We start from the raw sequence: 2,352 nt of genomic DNA, 5'->3' as shown, positions 1-2,352 counted from the left end.
GGGGGCCGTGCGACAGGAAGTCGTTTAACATATTGTTTTACTTTGATAAAACCAGCTATTCCATTAGCTGTAGCCTACCGGAACAGGCGTCGCTGGAAACGGCGGGGTCTGAAGCTTCCGGGACAACGAGATCGGGCGTCAGCCCGGGGACAGTCCCGTGAGGGACTCTCCCCTGCTGCAAGCATCATGCGGCTGGATTGCTAGGCTGGTCAGAAGGGTTAACACATGTGAACTGTTGATAAACACCGTTATCGGCAACAGGCCAAAGATGCTGGAAGGCCTGAACCAAAATGGTACGAGATCGGGTTGCTCCACTGGTCCCCCCGGAGCACATGGACATTGAGATCTCCGGTGAATAGACAGAGCCCGCCCTGACCTTTTGTATGTTAAACGGAACCTGGTAAACCCGTATCGCTGCCTGATGGCAGGTGAACCGCAAGGAACACTGTTGGCGGTGCGGGCAGAGGAGGACGGAAAAAGCGAATGCCTGATGGTAATAATCAGGATACGGAGCGGTGCATGCTTCGACGCGAAAGCGGGCAGACTTCCGTCTGGTCTTTAACTGCATGAGATACTGTAAAACTTTCAACAGGATATCAGCGAGATGAATACACACGACAGTGTGTCCACGATACCCCGCCCGACAGGCTGGCACGCCATTGACTGGCGAGCCAGTCATGCCCGGGTGCGAAAGCTACAGCTACGGATTGCAGAGGCAACCCGGCAGCAACAATGGCGACGGGTCAGAGAACTTCAGCGCATTCTCACACGCTCGTTCTCTGGCAAAGCCGTTGCTGTCAGACGTGTCACTGAAAACACCGGGAGAAGGACGCCCGGGGTGGATGGCAAAACATGGAACACCCCGGATGAAAAATGGAAAGGGATGTGCAACCTGAGTCCGCGAAGCTACAGACCACAGCCGCTCAGGCGCATATATATCCCAAAATCGAATGGCAAAAAGCGCCCGCTGGGGATCCCGACAATAAGGGACAGAGCCATGCAGGCGCTGTGGTTACTGGCACTGGAGCCGGTGGCAGAAACCACTGCTGACAATAACAGCTATGGTTTCAGGCCCATGCGTAGTACTCATGATGCCATCGAGTCCATATTTCACCGGATGAGCCAGAAAGTATCCCCAAAATGGGTACTGGAAGGCGATATCAAAGGGTGTTTTGACAACATCAGCCATGACTGGCTGCTGTCCAATATACCAATGGACAAGCGGATCCTCAGTAAATGGTTGAAAGCCGGATATATGGAAAAAGGCGTCTTCTATAACACCAGAAGCGGCACTCCGCAGGGAGGCATTATCTCTCCCCTCCTCGCCAATATGGCACTCGACGGGCTGGAGGGAGAACTGATGCGCACATTCAGGAAGAGTAAGCATTACGGGGCAAAACATCAGGTGAACTATGTGCGCTATGCCGACGACTTCATCTGCTCAGGGATCTCCCGCGAGCTGCTGGAGAATGAGGTTAAACCCCTGATAGCAGCGTTCATGCAAAAACGGGGGCTCGTGCTGTCTGAGGAAAAAAAGCGATAACGCATATAGAAGAAGGCTTCGACTTTCTGGGGCAGAACGTCAGAAAATACGGCGGCAAGATGCTCATCAAGCCTGCTAAAAAGAATCTGAAAAACTTCCTGAGCAAAGTCAGAAGAATAATTAAAGGCAATCCGACGCTTCCGGCATGGAAACTGATAAACCTGCTCAACCCCGTGATCCGTGGATGGGCGACTTATCATCAGCATGTCGTGGCCAAAGATATCTTTAATTACGTCGACACCCAAATCTGGCGGGTAATATGGCAATGGTGTAAACGACGGCATACACGTAAAGGCCGCCGTTGGATTGCAGATAAGTATTTCACGTTCGGGGACAGGCGCTGGCTGTTCAGCGCAGCGACCCCGGAGGGTAAAACACTGCATCTCACCCGGGCGATGGATACGCCAATCAAACGCCATATCAAGATCAGAGGCGATGCAACCCCTTATTCGCCCGGCATGGAAATCTACTTCGAACGCCGTCTGGACCTGATCTGGACCGGGAAACTGAAGAAGATGAAAACCGTGGCGGCATTGTGGAAGCGTCAGGGTAAGTGCTGCCCTCGTTGCAGACAACTCATCACCAACCAGACAGGCTGGAATATACACCACCGGATCAGGAAGGTGATGGGCGGGAGCGACGATATGTCTAATCTTGAGCTGCTACATCCCAACTGCCACCGTCAGTTACACAGCAGGGAAACCGGTGCCCATAGCGGGCATCTATAAAGGCTTGAGCGGTATGCGGGGAAACCTGCACGTACCGTTCTTAGGGGGCGGCGGCGCAGTAATGCGCTGCTGCTACCCGAC

1 pseudogene is annotated in these 2,352 nt (G+C 53.3%); it reads left to right on the top strand.

The window, feature by feature from the left end:
* Positions 1-604 precede the first annotated feature (604 nt).
* Positions 605-2,271: pseudogene (gene ltrA / locus HA48_RS21775) on the top strand (group II intron reverse transcriptase/maturase).
* The last annotated feature ends 81 nt before the right edge of the window (positions 2,272-2,352 follow it).

This window comes from Pantoea wallisii (assembly GCF_002095485.1).
GTDB classification, from domain to species: Bacteria; Pseudomonadota; Gammaproteobacteria; order Enterobacterales; family Enterobacteriaceae; genus Pantoea; species Pantoea wallisii.
The sequence above is the reverse complement of the archived record's forward strand: the minus strand, read 5'-3'. Positions and strand labels throughout refer to the sequence as shown.